The sequence below is a fragment of the Streptomyces sp. NPDC127038 genome (assembly GCF_042725875.1).
Lineage (GTDB): Bacteria > Actinomycetota > Actinomycetes > Streptomycetales > Streptomycetaceae > Streptomyces.
The window spans coordinates 1-18,134 of record NZ_JBHXDQ010000022.1 but is presented as its reverse complement, the minus strand read 5'-3'; the positions used below and the strand labels follow the sequence as shown (position 1 = coordinate 18,134).

10 protein-coding genes and 1 pseudogene are annotated in these 18,134 nt (G+C 69.3%); 5 read left to right on the top strand and 6 right to left on the bottom strand.

Annotated elements, in window-relative coordinates; genetic code table 11:
- The first annotated feature begins 66 nt into the window (after positions 1-66).
- The gene (locus ACFWI4_RS17595) at positions 67-1,233 is read left to right on the top strand and encodes a M48 family metallopeptidase (protein WP_387196954.1); all 1,167 of its coding nucleotides are present in this window, start codon (positions 67-69) and stop codon (positions 1,231-1,233) included.
- 128 nt (positions 1,234-1,361) lie between these two features.
- Here ACFWI4_RS17595 and ACFWI4_RS17590 read toward each other — a convergent pair whose 3' ends face one another.
- The 5 genes from ACFWI4_RS17590 to proB all read right to left on the bottom strand — a co-directional run bounded on the left by ACFWI4_RS17590 (position 1,362) and on the right by proB (position 6,622).
- A complete protein-coding gene (locus tag ACFWI4_RS17590) occupies positions 1,362-2,429 on the bottom strand; it encodes a hypothetical protein (protein WP_387196794.1) in 1,068 nt (355 codons plus the stop codon).
- Between the two features lie 191 nt (positions 2,430-2,620).
- Positions 2,621-3,223, bottom strand: coding sequence for a hypothetical protein (locus tag ACFWI4_RS17585; RefSeq protein WP_387196791.1), 603 nt, complete (start codon positions 3,221-3,223; stop codon positions 2,621-2,623).
- Positions 3,224-3,440: 217 nt separating this feature from the next.
- Complete coding sequence (locus ACFWI4_RS17580; protein WP_385397242.1) at positions 3,441-4,727, bottom strand: glutamate-5-semialdehyde dehydrogenase; 1,287 nt, start codon at positions 4,725-4,727, stop codon at positions 3,441-3,443.
- A 61-nt stretch (positions 4,728-4,788) separates the two neighbouring features.
- Positions 4,789-5,247: a hypothetical protein gene (locus ACFWI4_RS17575; protein WP_387196951.1), complete on the bottom strand. Its 459-nt coding sequence runs from the start codon at positions 5,245-5,247 to the stop codon at positions 4,789-4,791.
- 268 nt (positions 5,248-5,515) lie between these two features.
- Positions 5,516-6,622, bottom strand: a complete 1,107-nt coding sequence (gene proB, locus ACFWI4_RS17570) for a glutamate 5-kinase (RefSeq protein ID WP_387196788.1) — start codon at positions 6,620-6,622, stop codon at positions 5,516-5,518.
- Between the two features lie 223 nt (positions 6,623-6,845).
- On the opposite strand from proB, the gene ACFWI4_RS17565 reads away from it, so the two are divergent.
- Positions 6,846-7,382: a hypothetical protein gene (locus ACFWI4_RS17565; RefSeq protein WP_387196786.1), complete on the top strand. Its 537-nt coding sequence runs from the start codon at positions 6,846-6,848 to the stop codon at positions 7,380-7,382.
- A 90-nt stretch (positions 7,383-7,472) separates the two neighbouring features.
- Here ACFWI4_RS17565 and ACFWI4_RS17560 read toward each other — a convergent pair whose 3' ends face one another.
- Positions 7,473-13,979: an RHS repeat-associated core domain-containing protein gene (locus tag ACFWI4_RS17560; RefSeq protein WP_387196783.1), complete on the bottom strand. Its 6,507-nt coding sequence runs from the start codon at positions 13,977-13,979 to the stop codon at positions 7,473-7,475.
- A gap of 414 nt (positions 13,980-14,393) precedes the next feature.
- Here ACFWI4_RS17560 and ACFWI4_RS17555 point away from each other — a divergent pair, with 414 nt between their 5' ends.
- The 3 genes and pseudogenes from ACFWI4_RS17555 to ACFWI4_RS17545 all read left to right on the top strand — a co-directional run.
- On the top strand, positions 14,394-15,494 hold the full coding sequence (locus tag ACFWI4_RS17555; protein WP_387196780.1) for a Tat pathway signal sequence domain protein: 1,101 nt from the start codon (positions 14,394-14,396) through the stop codon (positions 15,492-15,494).
- A 202-nt stretch (positions 15,495-15,696) separates the two neighbouring features.
- Entirely contained in the window at positions 15,697-17,997 is a 2,301-nt protein-coding gene (locus tag ACFWI4_RS17550) for a CDP-glycerol glycerophosphotransferase family protein (protein WP_387196777.1), read from the top strand.
- Positions 17,924-18,134: pseudogene (locus ACFWI4_RS17545) on the top strand (hypothetical protein); the annotation flags it as partial. The gene ACFWI4_RS17550 and the pseudogene ACFWI4_RS17545, both read left to right, overlap by 74 nt.

The window sequence follows — 18,134 nt, the reverse complement described above, 5'->3', positions numbered from 1 at the left end:
ATCTCCGCCTAGGCTGGGCCCTGCCTCGGGGGCACATCGGGCACGGAGACGCACATGGGGGAACACATGTCAGACGGCGGCCACGAACGGAACGGGCACGAGAAAGTGCCGAGCAGGCAGCGCAGGCGCTTCGCGGGGATCTCCTCGCGGGCCTACGAGCACCCGGCGGACCGCTCGGCCCTGGTGGCCCTGCGCAAGCTCAGCGGCTTCGACACGGTCTTCAAGGCACTGAGCGGCCTGCTGCCCGAGCGGAGCCTGCGGCTGCTCTTCCTGTCCGACTCGGTGCGCGTCTCGGACGCCCAGTTCGCGCACCTCAACGACATGCTGCGGGACGCCTGTTACATCCTGGACCTGGAGAAGGTCCCGCCGATGTACGTGAACCAGGACCCGCAGCCGAACGCGATGTGCATCGGTCTGGACGATCCGATCATCGTCGTGACGACCGGGCTCGTCGAGCTGCTCGACGAGGAGGAGATGCGGGCCGTCGTCGGCCACGAGGTCGGCCACGCGCTGTCCGGTCACGCCGTCTACCGCACGATCCTGCTGTTCCTCACCAACCTCGCGGTCCGGGTCGCCTGGATCCCTCTGGGGAACCTCGCGATCATGGCGATCGTGACCGCGCTGCGCGAGTGGTTCCGCAAGTCGGAACTGTCCGCCGACCGGGCGGGGCTGCTGGCCGGCCAGGACCTGCGGGCCTCGATGCGCGGTCTGATGAAGATCGCGGGCGGCAACCATCTGCACGAGATGAACGTGGACGCGTTCCTGGAGCAGGCGGAGGAGTACGAGTCCGCGGGCGACCTGCGGGACTCCGTGCTGAAGATCCTGAACGTGCTGCCGCGTACACACCCCTTCACCGCGGTCCGCGCGGCCGAGCTGAAGAAGTGGGCGGAGTCCCGCGACTACCAGCGGATCATGGACGGCCACTACCCGCGGCGCGACGAGGACAAGGACACCTCGGTGTCGGACTCCTTCCGGCAGTCGGCGGCCAGCTACGCGAGCGACGTCAAGAGCTCCAAGGACCCGCTGATGAAGCTGGTCAGCGACATCGCGGGCGGCGCGGGCGACCTCGGGGGCCGGGTACGGCGCGGCTTCGGGGGCTTCGCGGCGGGCACGCCCAAGGACGGCACGGCCGACACCTCCGGCGGCGACACCGGCGACGGGCGCACCGAGCCCGAGGACCGCGCCGGCGGCAAGGGCACGGACGGCGGCGGGGACGGCGACGGCAAGAACTGATCACCGCGACCGGACGGCGTTCCCGGGACCGGTCGGCGTGCCGGCCCGAGTCCCCGGAACCGGTCCGGGCGCCGGACGCCGTCCTCGGAACCGGTCGGAGCGCCGGGCGGTTCCGTCCGGCGCTCCGGTCACACCTTCGGCTGCGCGCTGACGGCCAGCGAACCGCACACGGCGGTGGCGCTTCCGGTGGCGTACGGGTCGGTGCCGGCCGGAGTGCCCGCCTTGGCGGTCTGGCCCGCGAGCAGCGGCCGCAGCCGGCTCACCGAGTCGTCCGAGCAGGCGAGCGGGCCGGCCTGGACGTAGGACGTGACCAGTTCGGCCTGGTGCAGGCGCAGGTCGTCGCTGTCGAAGCGGAAGGTCAGCTCGCGCCGGACGGTGAACAGGGAGGCCTTCGCCCGCGCGTCCGCGCCCGCCGGCTTCAGCGCGTAGACGAAGGTGTGGTCGGCGACGACCTCCAGGGTGTTCGCGTCGGACTCGGCGGCCTGGAGGGTGCCCTGCACCCGGATCCCCTTGTCGGCGAGCTGCGTACGGGCCGCGTCGAAGCGGATCAGCCAGCCGGTCGGGGCGTGCCGTCCGTCGGCGGCCGGCTGGACGAAGCTCTGGTCGAACTGGTCGAGCTGGCTCGGGTCGAGCAGGATCCGTACGGGCCGGGTGGCGCCCCCGGTCAGGACGCTCGGGTCGAGGGACGACTCCACGAGGTAGTCCTTGGCCGTGGTCAGGGCGGTGACGACCTCGCTGTCGGAGAAGTGCGCGGTGCGCCGGACGGCGGGCAGGGTGATGCCTTCGGCGCCGATCCGGAACTGGGCGGCCGGACTGCTGCCGAACAGCTGGTCGGTACTGGCGGAGCCGGGGACGGGGGTCTGCGGGGCGAGCGGGATCACCGTCATCCGCAGCGGTTCGGCCGTCTGGGGCACGGCGGCCGGGTACGGGTGCCGTACGCCCATGTAGATCGCCGTGCCGAAGGCGACGGCTATCAGCAGGACGAGGATCAGGGCCTGCCGGGACAGCCCGCGCTGGAGGGGCGGACGGCGGCGCACGGCCGGGCTGTGGTCGGCCATCCGTTCCCGGGCGGAGAACTCCTGGAGGCGGGCAGCGCGGACGAACGACTCGTCGAAGACGACGGATCGGTACTCGTCCTCGCCACCGGCGGGAGCACCCTCGGGTGTCCCCTCAGGTGGGTCTCCAGGCCCGCCCATACCTTCAGAGTAGGTCTCCGGGGGCTCCGGTAAACGCTGTCGTGCGCGACAAGTTCTGACAGGTTCCCACCAGGACGGTCACGCTGTGCGACGCACGCCAGCGCCCCGGCGGGAAGACCCGTGTCAGGGCGGTGCGCGCGTGCGCGGAGGAGACGGGTCAGCGGGTGCGCGCGTCCGCGGAGGGGGCCGGGTCAGGGGGTCCGCGGGACCGCCGACACCGCCGGGCGGGGAAGGGTCGCGGAGGAGGAGGGGCCCGGGCCGATGATCTTCTCCTGGCCCTGTTCGAGTCCGGAGGAGGCGGGTGAGGGGACCTGGTCCCGGTCGCCGGACGAGGCACCCCGGTAGACCGCGGTGAAGGCGAGGGCGACCATGCCGATGCCCATGACCAGGGCGAGGACCCAGGCCACGGGGCGGTGCCAGCGGATCGGCTTGCCGTACGGCCGGCCGTACAGTCCCGGGAAGCCGTGGCGGCCCTCCAGGACCTCGGAGTCGTCCGGGTCGTCCGGGTCGGGATCGTGGGCGAAGTCGGGGCCGAAGGCGTCCTCGTAGCGCTCGTCCTCGCCGCGGGAGCCGCGGGCGTGCGCCCGGCGCGCCTCGGCCTCGGAGGCCTCCGCGCGGGCCTGGGCCGCGGCGAGCAGCCTCTCGACGGCGGTCGGTTCGTGGAACGCCGCCGCCCGTACGAAGTCCTCGTCGAAGACCACGGAGGCGAACTCTTCGTCCGCGCCCCCGCGGTCGTGGTCGTCGTCGGGCTCCCAGCCGTCAGGGAACGGCGTGCCCCCCACGTCCTCCGGCACGGATCCAGAGTAGACCTGAGGGGTCAATTTGGGCAGACGGTACGGAAATTCGTCTGCACGAGGGACCCGCGCGCGAGTGGACCGCGGGCCGCGGACGATCCGCCGCGCGCCCCGGCGCACGGCGGCGCGCCGGGCACGCCTCCCGAGGCCTCGTACGCCCGTACGGGGCCGTCGCCGGGGTCCGGGGCAACGGGCCCGGGGCGGCCCCGCCGGGGCCTCAGCGGCGGATGTGGCCGTCGCCCGTGACGATGTACTTGGTGCTCGTCAGCTCCGGCAGTCCCATCGGGCCTCGCGCGTGGAGCTTCTGGGTGGAGATGCCGATCTCGGCGCCGAAGCCGAACTGGCCGCCGTCGGTGAAGCGGGTCGAGGCGTTCACGGCGACGGTCGTGGAGTCGACCAGCTGGGTGAAGCGGCGGGCGGCCTGCTGCGAGGTGGTGACGATGGCCTCGGTGTGGCCGGAGCTCCACAGCCGGATGTGGGACACGGCCCGGTCGAGCGAGTCGACGACCGCGGCGGCGATGTCGTACGAGAGGTACTCGGTGTCCCAGTCCTCGGCCGTGGCCTCCACGACGGTGGCCCGGGAGTCCTTGGCGTAGGCGAGGACCCGCTCGTCGGCGTGCACGGTGACCCCGGCGTCCGCGAGGGCGTCCAGGGCGCGCGGCAGGAACTCCGCGGCGATGTCCTGGTGGACCAGGAGGGTCTCGGCGGCGTTGCAGACGCTGGGCCGCTGGGCCTTGGAGTTGATCAGGATGTCCACGGCCATGTCGAGGTCGGCCTGGGCGTCGACGTACACATGGCAGTTGCCGGTGCCGGTCTCGATGACCGGGACGGTCGACTCCTGGACGACCGTGCGGATCAGGGAGGCGCCGCCGCGCGGGATGAGGACGTCGACCAGACCGCGGGCGCGCATCAGCTCACGGACCGATTCGCGACCCTCGCCGGGGACGAGCTGGACCGCGTCGGCGGGCAGTCCCGCGCCGCCCACGGCGTCACGCAGGACCCGTACGAGTGCCGTGTTCGACTCGTAGGCGGAGGACGAGCCGCGCAGCAGGACCGCGTTGCCGGACTTCAGGCACAAGGCGGCCGCGTCGACGGTCACGTTCGGACGGGCCTCGTAGATGATGCCGACGACGCCGAGGGGGACGCGGACCTGGCGCAGGTCGATGCCGTTCGGGAGGGTGGAGCCGCGGACGACCTCGCCGACCGGGTCGGGCAGCGCCACGACGTCACGGACGTCGGAGGCGATCGCGCGCACCCGCTCGGGGGTGAGCGTGAGCCGGTCGATGATGCTCTCGGCGGTCCCGGCCTCGCGGGCCTTGGCGATGTCCTTGGCGTTGGCCGCGACGATCTCGCTCGTACGGACCTCCAGCGCGTCCGCGATCGCGAGGAGCGCGTCGTCCTTCTCGGCCCGCGGCAGCGGCGCCAGGTCGGCGGCGGCGGACTTCGCGCGATAGGCGGCCTGGGCCACCGGGGACATGGAGTCGTACGGCGAGAGCGTGGTCATGGGGGAAGGGTAGTGCGCCCGCCGGGCCGGTTCCGCGGTCGTCCCATTCGGCGAGACGGGCTCAAAAGGGATGAACTCCCACGGGTGTGGCGGGCAGCGGCCCGTATCCCTCGGCGATCCGCTGGTGGTAGGTCTCGCGGTCGATGACCTCCAGGCCGACGATCTCCCAGGGCGGGAGTTTGGCGGTCTGGCGGTGCTCGCCCCACAGGCGCAGCGCGACGGCCGCCGCGTCGTGCAGGTCGCGGGCCTCTTCCCAGTAGCGGATCTCCGCGTGGTCGTTGGCGTACCGGCTGGTCAGCAGGAAGGGGTGGTCGTGGGCGAGCTGTTCGAGACCGCGCCGCACCTCGGCCAGCGGGGCCTCGCCGCCGGACACGCTCAGCGTGACGTGCCAGAGCCTGGGCTGGTCGGCGGGCCGCTCGCCGCCGTAGGTGTCGCCGGCCGCGACGCTGGTCAGGGCCCGCTCCTCGCCCATCGCACGGGAGGCGGGACCACCGCGGGACGCCGCCGCCCCAGGGCGCACTCGTCTCACGACGGCCTCCTTTACCCGATGGTCGTACCCGGTCCCGGACTCTCCCTGCCACAAAGTTGAGCAGGTGAGAAGCCGCCGTGTGGCGGTTTTACGGAACGTCCACCGCCGGGGGCGGGGGATTCGGCCGTTTACGGGTGTACCGGACAGCGGTTTTCGGCGGTGCGCCCGGGGCACCGGTGCCGAGGTCGGGCGGATGGGGCCACGGTGACGTCCGCCGTCCCTCCGGCGTGTCCCACGGTCACACGACCGGGCGCAGGTTCTAAGGGGTGAGCAGGACGAGGTCGTCGCGGTGCACGACCTCGCGCTCGTACGCGGGGCCCAGCTCGCGCGCCAGCTCCCGGGTGGAGCGTCCGATCAGCTGGGGGATCTCCTTGGCGTCGAAGTTCACCAGCCCCCGGGCGACGGCCCGGCCGGCGCTGTCGCGCAGTTCGACCGGGTCGCCCGCGGTGAAGTCGCCCTCGACGCCCGCGATGCCCGCGGGCAGCAGCGAGGTGCGCCGCTCGACGACCGCGCGCACGGCCCCGTCGTCCAGGGTGAGGGCGCCCTGCGGGGTGGAGGCGTGCTGGAGCCACAGCAGCCGGTCGGCCGACCGCTTGCCGGTGGCGTGGAAGAAGGTGCCGGTGTCGCGGCCCGCGAAGGCGTCGGCGGCGTGGACCGCGCTGGTCAGCACCACCGGGATACCGGCCGCCGCGGCGATCCTGGCCGCCTCGACCTTGGTGACCATGCCACCGGTGCCGACGCCCGCCTTGCCGGTGCTGCCGATCTCGACGCCGGCGAGGTCGGCGGGCTCGCGCACCTGCGCGATCCGCGAGGTGCCGGGCTTGCTCGGGTCGCCGTCGTAGACCCCGTCCACGTCGGACAGCAGGATCAGCAGGTCGGCGCGTACGAGATGGGCGACGAGGGCGGCGAGACGGTCGTTGTCGCCGAAGCGGATCTCGTCCGTGGCCACCGTGTCGTTCTCGTTGACGACAGGCAGGGCGCCCATCGCGAGGAGCTTGTCCAGGGTGCGCGAGGCGTTGCGGTGGTGGGCGCGCCTGCTGGTGTCGTCGGAGGTGAGGAGCACCTGTCCGACGCGGATGCCGTAGCGGGCGAAGGAGGCCGTGTAACGGGCCATCAGGAGGCCCTGGCCGACGCTCGCCGCCGCCTGCTGGCGGGCGAGGTCCTTGGGGCGGCGGCGCAGTCCGAGCGGCGCGAGGCCGGCGGCGATGGCCCCGGAGGAGACGAGGACGATCTCCTTCTCGCCGCCGTCGCGGGCCTTGGCGAGGACGTCGACGAGAGCGTCGACCCGATCCGCGTCGAGCCCCCCGGAGGCGGTGGTGAGCGACGAGGAGCCCACTTTGACGATGATCCTGCGGGCTTCGTTCACGGCGTGTCTTGCGCTTGCCACCTGTCGTCCGCCCCTCTCACATGCGCTTCGCGTCCCACCCTGCGGAGCAATCTACGCCAACGGGTAGGAAGGGCCTGCCGAGGTCCAGTGAGTGGACCGGGCGCCGTCAGATGATCCGCCTCGGGCCTCCCACGGCCGGAGGCACGTCAGGGGGAGGGGGCTCCGCCGCTAAGCTGATCTAGTGGATGACGATTGGTTCGATGTGGACGACGACGTGAGCGGCCCGCACCAGAGGGTTGCCGAGATCGTGCGCGAGGCCGCGCTTTCCTGGCCGCAGTGCCGGCCCGAGTCGACCGCCGTTCTCGTCTTCACGCCGGAGGACGCGGACGCCTCCGGCGGGGCCGAGGAGACGGACGACGGGCTCGACCCTTACGAGGCGGCCTTTCAGGCGACGCTGGCCGACGGGGAACCGGTTCTGATTCTGGTCGTGGACCTTCTGGACCAGGAAGGGGAACGCCTCCTCGCGACCTTGGGCGCGACTGTGGCCGGTGATCGTCTCTTCTGCTCCCGGCTGCACGACACGACCCACAGGCCAGAGCCCAGCGACGACATCGCACCGCTCGAGGCGACCGGATCGCTGGAGGATCTGGCCCGTATCGCCGCGGGCTGGTTCGAGGAGATCGTGTCCCGTCCGGTGACCGGTCCCACCGGCCGCTTCGGCGCGTGGTCGTTCGCCGCCACGGGGACGGTCCTCGCGCCTGGACGGCGCTGGCTGCGCAACGGTTCCGACGCCACTTAGAAGGCCGGTGCGCGGCGGATCCGCCGGGAACGACGGGCGGCGCCAAGTTGAACGCCGCCCGTCGGACCCTCACCTACGGAATGGAGAGCGTCACTCGTCCTCCATCCCCATGGCGAATCCCTCGCTCAGGCCTTCCGCCTCGGCCTCCGCTTCAGCCATGGCCTCGGCCTCGGCCTCGACCCCTCCTTCTTCCCCCATCTGCTCGAGGTAGTGGCGACCGTCCTTGGCCATACGAGCACCGGAAGCCCGGAACTGCTCGAGTTCACGGCTCGCCTGGCACCGGGCGCAGATGTCGGCCTCGCCGCCACGCCCGCGTCCCGCCTCGGCGTACTGCAGATCGTCCGGATCCGAGCCGTGCTTCACGGCTTCCGCGTCACAGAAGTCCTCGGCGCACATGGAGCCCTTCCCCCTGTTCTGCGCGCTGTAGGCGGCCCAATAGATCATTTTCTTCTTCTCGTCCCACGCCACGCTGACCGAGGCGAAACTCTTCAGCTGCCTGTTGCTGATCTCCCCGGCGGCCTGCCTCTCCTGCAGTTGCGCCAAGATGGCGTCGCGTACGTTCCGGGACGCCTCCAGGTACTGCTGCGTCTCCCAGTCCTCGTCCGAGACGGCGATGGCGCCGGAGACCGAGTTCTTCCCGGAGATGGCCAGGATGTGCTTGTCCGAGGCGTACAGCGCGGCAGCCGACAACACCGCCTGCCCAGCCTTTTCGAGGTAGCTCGGCTTGGCCTTGGGGTTGTAGCCGGAACAGTTCTTCGCGTTGCAGAGGTTGCCGAAGCCCTGCTCGTTGGCCAGATTCTGGCTGATGGGCTTGTCACCCTTGTGGACCGGCTTGTTCATGGTGGGGTCCGCCCACCAGTTGTCCAGGCCCGTGGGGTCGATGAACGCGATCGGGTTGTCGGCCCCGTAGCTGTAGGCGTTCATTTCCTGCGGCGCGTAGGGCTTGTCGAGTTCGTCAGGGCTGAGGAACCGCCCCAGGTGCGCGTCGTACATGCGCGCGCCGAGCAACGACAGGCCGCTGGAGTCGTCCTCGGGTTTGCCGAGGAAACCCCTGTCCGTAGAGGAGGGCAGGTTCACGCTGCCGCGCGCCTCACCGAACGGCTGGTACTTCCGCCGGACGACCGTGCCGTCCATGGCGATCAGCAGCGACGTGGAGTCCTGGTCGTCGGCCAGGAGCCAGGTCAGCTTGCCGTTCGCTGACGTGTCCGCGGCCCGGATCGCGACCGTGGCACCTGCCGCGACGTAACTGCGCGTCGCCTTGATACCGGCACTGGACTTGTGCAGCTCATGGCCCTCCAGGTACAGCACGTTCTCCTGCGGGGAGGTGCGCAGCAGGACGTTCCCGCCCGTGTCGTACACATAGGTCGACACCGTGTCGCCGCCGGATGTGTGCTGCGTGATGCGGCTGACCCGGTTCTGGGCGTTCCACTGGAGGTCGGAGCCGACTCCCCCCACCGTGCGCGAGGTCATCTGCCCGGCGTCGTCGTAGCCGAAGGCGTCGTTGCCCGCCTTGGTCACCGCGTGCGGCCGGGACTGGCCCGCCGTGTACGTGGAACCGTCGGCGTTGTAGCCGGGGTAGCTGTAGCTGGTGAGTGTGGATCCCGCGCCGGTCGTTCTCTTGACCGCCTTGAGGTTGCCGATCTCGTCGTACGTGTAGGTGTTGTCGTACGGGTCGAGTGTGCTGCTGAGGTCCGGGGCCGCAGCGCCCGCGCAACGGTCGGCCGCCTCCGTGGTCCAGGCGTGGGAGAGCCGGTTCAGTTCGTCGTAGGTGTAGCACTCGCTCTGCTTGCTCACGCCGTCGGTGATGCCGGTGATCTGGCCGCCGAGGTCACGCGTGAAGCTATCGTCCTGCGCCGTGCTCGTGCTGTTCGAGGTGACGGTGGTCTTGATGCCGGAAAGCGCGCCGCTGCCGTCGGTGTCGTCGAAGGCATAGGCGCGGCTGACCGTGGCGTCCGAGCCGCTCGTGCCGAATGTCCGGGCGTCGAGCCGTCCCAGACGGTCGTAGCCGATGGACGACTGGTAGACAGCCAGCGGGGACGCCACCCGGGACGCCAGACCCTGATCCGTGTAGCTGGTGGTCACGGTCTCGGCCGGCAGCCCGCCGAGCGCGGGATAGCTCACCGAGGTCGCGTGGTCGGCGAGGTCGTAGCCGTATCCGAACTGATAGGTCCCGGCGAAGCCGGAGCCGTCATCGGGAATCGTGTACTTTCTGCCCGTCACGCGACCGCGGTCGTCGTACCCGGTGACCGTCGTGGTGTACGCGTTGCCGTTCGCGTAGGACGTGGACGACGCCGCCGCCCCCACGCCGCCGGGGGCGGTGTCGTACGACAGTTTCGACAGTGGTGTCGTGCCCTGACTGACCGTCGTCGGACGGTGCAAGGTGTCGTAGGCGTACGTCAGGGTGTCGTGGTCGGCATCGGTCGTCGTGGCGGTCTGGCCGTTGTCGTCGTATGTGGTCGAGGACGATCCGGTGTCCGGGTCCGTGGTCCCCGTACGCTCGCCGAGCCAGTCATAGGTGTAGCTGGTGGTGTTCCCCTTGGCGTCGGTGACCTTCTTCAGCCGGCCGCTGCGGGTGTAGTCGTAGGAGGTCGTCTGCGGACCGCCCGGCCCGTGTTCGACGACCTTAGTGACCTGACCGAAGACGTCCGTGTAGGAGTCGCGGCGCTCACCGGTCGCCGGAACGATGGTGGTGTGGTCGCCGTAGTAGTAGGCGTGGGTGTGACTCGTCGCCTGCAGGGTGCCGTTGACCAGGACCCGGCTCTCGGTTGTCCGGCCGGCCCAGTCGATGACGGGGTCGGTGTACGAGGGCAGGTCGGCGACCATGGGCAGCACCATGCCCGAGCCCGGGGCCGCGGAGTGGTAGAAGTCGGCAGAGGTTCCGGTGACGTTGCCCGACGTGTCGTACCGGACGGACAGCACGGTGCGGCCTGTGCCGTCCGGCGAGGGGTCCTGGGTCTCCCGAGCGCGTCCCAGGCCGTCGAAGTACTCATAGGACTCGACGTAGGTGGTGCCGGACTGGAGGGTGCTGGACTCGGTCCGTGGGGCGCCGGTGACCGCGTCGGGGACGCCGTCGCTGTTGGTCGCGGTCGGAATCGTGTAGGTGAACTTCATCGACGGCGCGCCGTCGGGGTAGTTCGCGATCTCCGTCGGCTTGAAGACCTGGCTGTAACGGCCTACCGAGTCGTGCACCAGCCGGGTGGTGTGCCCGTTGGCGTCGAGTATCCGGTACGGGCTGCCCCACAGACGCGAGTACCACGTCGTGGTGGACATCGCGGTGGCCGGGCCGTTGCCGTCGGGGTCGGGAGTGGTGACGGTGACCCCGTCGTCCGGCCAGGTCGTTTCCGGCGCGTACGTCGTCGTGGTCTTGTTGTTCTCGCCGTCGTACGAGGCTCTGACGCGCCCCGCGCCGTCGTAGTCCGCCCGGGTGGTGCGGGAGTGCGCCGCGTCGGTGGAGGCGATCGTCTGAGTCGCGTTGCCGTCCACCAGTTTGCCGTCGTTTTCCGCGACCGAGGCGGACCCGTCGTAGAGCGTGACCTGATAGGCGTCCTGGTTGGCCGCTGCGCGGTCGGCGCAGTCCGCGTCGTAGTGACGCTCCTCGTCCTCGAAAACCATCCAGCGCTTGACGTCGGAATCGGGGAAGTTCGACGTGTTGTAAGCCCGGCCGTAAGTGGTGCAGCGGTTGTCGTCGGTGTCGACCTGGCCCCAGTCGTTGGTGCGCAGGGGCAGGCCGTAGGTGGTGCTGGTGGAGCTGGTGTCGTCGTACTCGTCCTTGACGACGCTCTCGCGCCAGCCCGTGGACGTCAGGTTGTCGGTCGTGGTCTGGCTGTCGCGCACGAAGCGGGCGTCCGGCAGGCCGTCGTACTGGGCCGTGTCGTGGACCCAGTACTCCTTGCGGACGCGCTGGTGGGAAGTGCCGGCGCCGTCACGCTTCGAGTACTCCAGGGTCTTGCTCGCCAGCCAGGCGGAGTCGGTCCAGGAGGTGCCGAAACCGTCCACGGCCGTGACGCTGCGGGTCGCGGAGGTGTCCGTCTTGGAGGTGCGGTCGCCGTCCAGGCCCCGGTAGAGCCAGTAGTAGGTGGAGGCCGCGTTGCTCTTGGTGCCGGTGAAGACCTCGACCTGCTGGTAGCCGCGCCAGTCCGACCATGTCTCGTCGGAGTCCGAGACCAGTGGGTCGTTGGTGAACCGCCATCCCGCGCCGCCGTGGTACTCGTACCGCGTGGTCTGTACGGGGTCGCCGTCGTCCCCGGCGCCCTTGCCCACACCCGGGTCCACGGACACCTGGGTGACCACGTACTTCTTGAACCAGCCCGAATGGGTCGTGGAGTCACCCTCCGGTGACCATTTCTGCCAGAAGCAGTCCTGCGTGTTGCCGGACTCGGTGGGCAGGCTGTTGATGTCGCAGGCGTCGGGCTGTCCGTAGGTGACGCTGGTCACCGAGCCGAGGTCGCCGTACACCTTGTTCACACGGCGGAAGTTGAGCGTGGACGAGCCGACCTGGTTGTCCAGCCACTCACCGTTGAAGTTGATGACGGGTAGGCGCAGATCGTTGCCGTCGCCGTAGCCCTTGCGCTGGACGTAGTCCAGCCAAAGCGTCTTGCCGACAGCGCCGCTGGGGTCCGGCAGCCCGTACTTCATCTGGTACTGCATCGCCGGGTCCCACGTCGTGCCGTCGTCGCTGACGTAGGTCTTGATGTCCCACAGCATGTCGGTGGTGAAGAACGTCGGGTAGTACGTCTTGCCCTTGCAGTCGTCGCCGTTGTCGGGACCACGGCAGATCAGGTCGGTGGGCACGTCGGGATAGGAAGCGGGCTTCTCGGACAGCGCCGGGCAGGCCGGGGGCTCCTTGCCCAGCGGGTCGTCGTAGCTCATCCGCTCCACGCAGCGGCCGACGTGGGACAGCTCGACCTTCGCCGGCAGCTTCGCGCCGGGGATCTGGGAGGCCCAGCCGTACTCGATCCGCGTCAGGTAGCTCGCCGCGTCGTACTGACGGGCCTTGTCGGTGTTGACGACCGAGCGGTAGTAGTTCGTGTCCTTGTCGTAGAAGTACGCGTTCTCGACCTCGTTGGGGTCGACCACACGGTCCAGGTTCCAGCGCCAGGCCTGGGTGCAGGGCTCCGGGGACTGGTCGTGGCAGGGCTCTCCGGCGTCGTCACCGACCACGGGAACGGTCAGTACGGAGTGCGTGGCATCACCGGTGCGCTCGGCGCGGCCCCAGCCGAAGTAGTAGCGCATGCCGTCCTGGGTGGAGATCACCCAGTACTCGTCGTCGGCGCCGTGCCCGTTGGTCAGGTGCTGCACACGCCAGCCCGGGTCGTCCTGCACGTGGTAGGAACCGGTGCCGTTGCCGTCCTGGATCAGGGCCGAGTCGACACCGTTGAGGCTGATGGTGTACTCGGCGCCGTCCGGTTCGGTGCTGTGGTTCGGCGACTGCCAGCACAGGTCGCCGACCGTGTTGTTGATGTCCTGGGAACAGTTCTTGTAGCGCCGCTCGATGGAGCCGGTGCTCAGGTCCCAGCCCATGCCCGCCCAGGACGCCTGGTTGTTGGTCGCGGAGGTACGGCCGTCGACCGACTGGGAGTTGTACGAGAGGGACAGGTCCGGCGTCGCGCCGAACGGCGCCTTCGGCACGGTGATCGGCAGGTCGTAGGTGAAGGCACCCGAACCGGTCGACACGTCCCACTTGCCGCTCGGGCTCAGCGTGGAGGCCCGGTAGTCACCGGCGTCTGAGGAGGAGCTGGTCGTCAACGTGGTGACCGTGGCCGTCGTGACGGCCGCGGACATCAGGGCGCCGGACAGCTTCGAGGTCGGGGCCTCGGTCCCGGGAAGCTGCGAGGTCGGGGCATCGGTCCCGACCGTCGTCGCGGGGTCCGCGTCGGCGTACACCGTCGCCGTCAGCCTGCCCGTCTTCACGTCGTTGTGGACGGGGACGTAGTGGCGGGTGTCCGGGGAGCAGCCGCGCGCCTCCGGCGTGGTGAGCGCGCACGCGGGCATCTGCACCAGCCGCAGCCGGGAGGCGAAGTCACCGCCGTAGGCGTTCTTGAAGGCGGAGTAGTCGATGGTGACGCCGACCGGCCCGGGCGCGACCTTCCTGTCCTTGCGGGTCAGGCGCAGTCCCATGCCGATCCCGCCGAGCTTCTCGACCTTGGCCCGGTCGAGGACCTGGAGGTCCAGGTCCTTGGGCGCCTGGGCCGACGGAACCAGGCCGGGACCGCCCTTGTCCGAGGTGACGGCGCCCTTCCGGGCGCGGGTGAACGCGGACTGCGGAGGCACTCCCGCGCTCATGATCTGCGCGGCTGTCGGGGTCTGGACCGAGACGACGGCGGACTCGGCCGCGGCGCTGCCGGCCGAGGCGTCGACCACGGCACCGGAGGGAGCCACCGCCCTGGGCTTTCCGGGCTTGACCGCCGAGAGATCGACCCTGGCCGTCACCCCCTTCGGCCAAGAGACCTTCGGCGCCCTGGTCATCGTCGGTTCCGCCTGCTGCCCGGGCACCTTCGCGCCCTTGCGTGCGGACACACTGACGGTCGTGTCCTTCGGCTTTGCCGCGCCGACGACCACGGCGAACGCCGGCGCGGACACCAGACCTGACAACAGCACGCTGGAAACCGCTACGACGAAGCCGCGTCTGTATGACGCACGCATCACGAAACCCCACCCCTGGTCGAATATCGACCATAAACGGTCAAAATGACGGGTTCATGACATGGGGGCACACAAAGCCAACGCGTCACGAACACACGCGGACCAGAGGTTAACCAGAATCTTAACCGGGTCAATTCAGGCAAAGCGCGATGCAGGCCGCGAATCCCACGGACCCCTTGGCGAAGAATTTGCGCCTCCATGACCAAGGGGAAATCGCGCCACTGCCATCTCTGCCGCACCGGTATTCCCGGGTGCTTTAATGGCCCGTCGGCAATCCAGCCAGCTCCCCTTTGACGCAACATGTCCCATTTGCGCATCAAAGGCGCGGACCGTGGCGCTTTTCTCTTTTCTTCAGGGGGTTCAATTACCATGCTCGATCGCAGACGCTTTCTGCGTACGGCTGGAATCGTCGCCGGCGCGGCCGCCGTTCCGGCCGTCTCCATCGGGGTGGCACAGGGTCTCGCACGTTCCCGCGGCGCCGCGCAGGACGACGTCACGCCCGGCTCGGTGACGGCCAGCAAGCGGTTCGACCTCACCGCCGCGTCCACCGAGCTGCTGCGCGAAGTAGCGCTGGGCAGCACCCGCGTACTCCAGTCCTTCGCCTTCGACAACACCAACGGGCACCTCTTCACGGTGCAGTTGGTCGACGGCGGACTCCAACTGCCCGGCGAGACACAGATCTACTCGGGCGCCGACCGCGAGGCCAACGGCGACCTCTGCCTGACCCGCCTGGACACGTCCGGCAACATCCTCGGCACCATGTATCTGCGCGGCTTCGGTCACGGTGTGCAGATCGGCGTCGAGGCCACCGGTTCCGGCGCCTACGTCTGGACCGAGACGCACAATGTCCGCAGCCTGAATTCCGACGGCACCACGTACACGGGCTGGGGCGACCGGCTCGCCCGGTTCGAATTCGCCAACGGAACGGTGCTCACCGCCGATTCCCCCGCACTCACCCAGTACACCCTCGAAAACGGCGTCGACCGCACCACCTGCGCCATCGACCCGGTCAACAACCGGCTCGCGGTCCGCTGCCGGGTGAGCGGCGCCTTCCGGTTCCGTCTGTACGACCTGGCCGCCTTCAAGTCCGGCAGCCGGACCACCCTCGCGGACATCGCCCAGCCCGCCGATCTCCAGCCCGGCTACACCGACACCTTCCAGGGCTTCGCGAGCTACGGCAGCTACCTCTACCTCCTGGCCGGTTCGCCGTACGGAACGAACGGATCCGTGTCACCGAACGGCAACACCTACATCACATCTCTGGACTGGAACACCGGTACCATCACCGAGCAGAAGCTCAGCAAAGCCGGGTACACGCTCTCCTACCGCGAGCCCGAGGGGATGGCCATCCAGATCCCCGACTCGAACAACCCGCAGGCACTGCGCCTGTGCAGCGGTTTCAGCTCCTTCACGTCCGACACGGACCAGAGCAAGAAGGCGAGCGTCTACTACAAGGCGGTCCTGGTCTGACCGCCGCCAGGGCCTCGGTGAGGCTCGCCACACCCCCATTGACCTGGAACGGATGAGCCTACGATGGGGCCGGTCCGCGAGGCCGCGTACGGTAGACTTCGGCAAACATTAATCTTGCCGTCCTTGCGCCTCTTGCGCCCTGCACCGTAGCCCCGGTAGCGGGGCGCAGTTCAGTTTGACCGACAGTCCGGGAGTCCCAAGCATGACCGTTGCGAATGGAAACGCTTCGCCGAAAATAAGCGTCGTAGTTCCTGTCTACAAAGTTCAGGGATATCTGCGCGCATGCTTGGATTCCATTCTTTCGCAGTCTTTCGGGGACTTCGAAATAGTCGTTATCGACGACCATTCCCCCGACGCCTGCGGCCGGATCATCGATGAATACGCCGCCCTGGACAGCCGCGTCATACCCGTGCACTTCGAGGAGAACCGGGGCATCGGAAAGGCGCGGGACGCCGGTGCGCTGAAGTCGCGCGGTGAGTACATCCTGTTCCTGGACAGCGACGACACCCTCGGCGAGGGCGCGCTGCAGGCGATAGCCGACCGCCTCGAAGTCACGGGCGACCCCGACATCCTGCTGCTGAACCACGTCCGCACCTACTGGAACAACCGCGTCCAGGAAAGCGCCGCCGGTGAACTCCTCGCGGGCGCGGGAACCGACGTCTTCACCGCGCTCGAGCGTCCCGAGTTCCTGACCATGTTCGCCGTCGTCTGGAACCGGGCCTACCGCCGCGAGTTCTACGTCGGCAACAACTTCATCTTCACCGACGGCATCTACGAAGACGCGCTCATGGTCTACAAGACCATGCTGACCGCGGAAAGCATCGCCGCCACCGACCACGTCTGCGTCGAGTACCGCCAGCGCCGCCAGGGCAACTCCATGCGCACGCCCGGCCGCAAGCACTTCGGGATCTTCGAACAGTACGCCCGCCTCTTCGAGTTCCTCGACGAGCGCCCTCATCTCGAGTCGGTCCGCGCGATGCTGTTCGAGCGCACGGCCAGCCACTTCCTGTTCACCCTCGCCCGTGAGGACCGCATCGTCCCCAAGGACCGGGCGGAATTCTTCAAGCTCTCGGCGACGCACTACAAGCGTTTCAAGCCGAAGGGCTTCGTCCTGCCCGAGGGCTCGCAGGGCGTCAGGTTCCAGCTGCTGGAGCGCGGCTCCTACACCGCGTACGCGGCCGTGACGACCGCCGCCAGCACCCGGCACCAGGTGGTCCAGCGGGCGGTCAAGGTCAAGACGAAGCTCGGCAAGACCGCGTACAACCGGCTGTACCGGCTGCATCTGCGCCGCCCCATCGACGAGAACCTCGCGGTCTACACGGCCTACTGGAACCGCGGTGTCGCCTGCAACCCGGCGGCCATCTACCACAAGGCGAAGGAACTCGCCCCGAACATCCACGGTGTGTGGATCGTGCGGCCGGACGCTGTGGACACCATCCCCGAGGGCGTCGACTACGTGGTGGCCAACTCGCCGCGCTACTGGGAGGTCCTGGCCCGGGCCAAGTACCTCGTCAACAACGTCAACTTCCCGAACAACATCGTCAAGCGCCCCGGCCAGGTCTTCCTGCAGACCCATCACGGCACTCCGCTGAAGGAGATGGGCATCGACCAGCAGAAGTACCCGGCCGCCGCCAAGAACATGAGCTTCGCCAAGATGCTCGAGCGGGCCGACAAGTGGGACCTCAGCCTGACCTCCAACCAGCACTCCACGGAGACCTGGGAGCGGGTGTACCCCTGCGCGTTCGAGGCGGTCGAGTACGGCTACCCGCGCAACGACGTCTTCTTCCGGGCCACCGCCGAGGACGTCGCGCGCATCCGCGGCGAACTCGGCATCGAGGAGGGCAAGACCGCCGTCCTCTACTGCCCGACGGTGCGCGACTACCAGAAGGGCTACGTGCCCCGCATCGACCTGGAGCGCTTCTGCCGTGAGCTGGGGCCCGACTACGTCGTGCTGGTGCGCACCCACTACTTCTACGGTGCCGACCCTCAGCTGAAGGCGCTGCAGGAGCGGGGTCTGATCAGGGACGTGTCGAAGTACCCGGTGGTGGAGGACCTCTGCCTGGCGTCCGACGCGCTGATCACCGACTACTCCTCCATCATGTTCGACTACGCGAGCCTCGACCGCCCGATCGTCACGTACGCGGACGACTGGGAGGTCTACCGCCGGGCCCGGGGCGTCTACTTCGACATTCTCTCCGGCGAGCCGGGCGAGACCCCGGGAGCGACCGCGACCGACGAGGACCAGCTGATCGAGGTCTTCCGTTCGGGAGCCTGGAACGGCGCCAAGGCCGCCGAGCTGCGCGCCGCGTTCCGCGAGCGGTTCGTGCAGTTCGACGACGGGAACGCGGCGGAGCGCGTCGTGCGCCACTTGTTCCTCGGCCAGCAGCCGTCCCCCGCCGTACTGCCCCTGAACGAGCGGACCCCCGCCCCTGCGCCCGCCACTCTCGCCAAGGCACGCATTCCCCTGCAGCCGACCGGCGAGCGCGGCCTCATCGGCGCCTGACGTGCGGAACCAGAGAGAAGAGCACCACGTGACTTCCCGGCCCACCAAGGCTGTCATTCCCGCGGCCGGCCTCGGCACCCGGTTCCTGCCGGCCACCAAGGCCACTCCCAAGGAGATGCTGCCGGTCGTCGACAAGC